This window comes from Enhygromyxa salina (assembly GCF_002994615.1).
Lineage (GTDB): Bacteria > Myxococcota_A > Polyangia > Nannocystales > Nannocystaceae > Plesiocystis > Plesiocystis salina_A.
In genome coordinates, this window is record NZ_PVNK01000226.1 from 1 (window position 1) to 620 (window position 620).

Annotated in this window: 1 protein-coding gene; it reads right to left on the minus strand. The window is 68.1% G+C overall.

Translation table 11 applies throughout. The annotated features are described in order from the left end of the window. Positions 1-620, minus strand: a 620-nt coding sequence (locus tag ENSA5_RS38280) for a Tc toxin subunit A-related protein (RefSeq protein ID WP_219906863.1), incomplete at both ends; no start/stop codon positions are given.

A 620-nucleotide genomic window follows, 5' to 3' on the forward strand; every position in this document is an offset into this window, starting at 1 on the left:
CCGCCGTCGGAGACCGCGGTGCTCGTGGCGATCGCCTCGCCGCCGCCGTAGCCGACCCGGAAGCGCTCATCCGGCGCCTCCGTCTCGGCGTAGGAGGGCTGCACGCCGGGGTCGATGCGCGTCTTGTGCCCGACCAGCTCGAGCCGCGCGCCGAGGCTGACGTGGGCCCCGACCACCGCGGGGATCGTCAGGCGGACCGCTCGGATCCGCCGCAGATAGTGCCCGGGATGATCGAGGTCGAAGTGTAGCTCGGGCAACGAGATGTCACAGCTCCCCGTCTCTTGCAGCGTCCGCAGCTCGACCGGATCGAGCGCGGCCAGCGACACGCTCTTGCGCAGCTCGAACTCGCGGATGTCCCGATCCATGTACGCGAGGTCGAGGCGCTCGAGATCATGGTTGAGGCGCTCACCCGCGAGCAGGCCCTTGCGCAGGCTGTCCCAGTAGCCGTACTTGATGATCGGCTGGTCGTCGCTCGGGATCGCCAGCTCATGGCGATAGGCCCGCTCAGCTCGCTTGGCGAGGTCGAACGCGAGCTGGTAGGTCTGGAAGTAGAGGGTCGAGAGCTGGCCGACCATCCAGTCGTAGAGCTCGCAGTTGGTGAACTTGCCGCGCATGTAGCG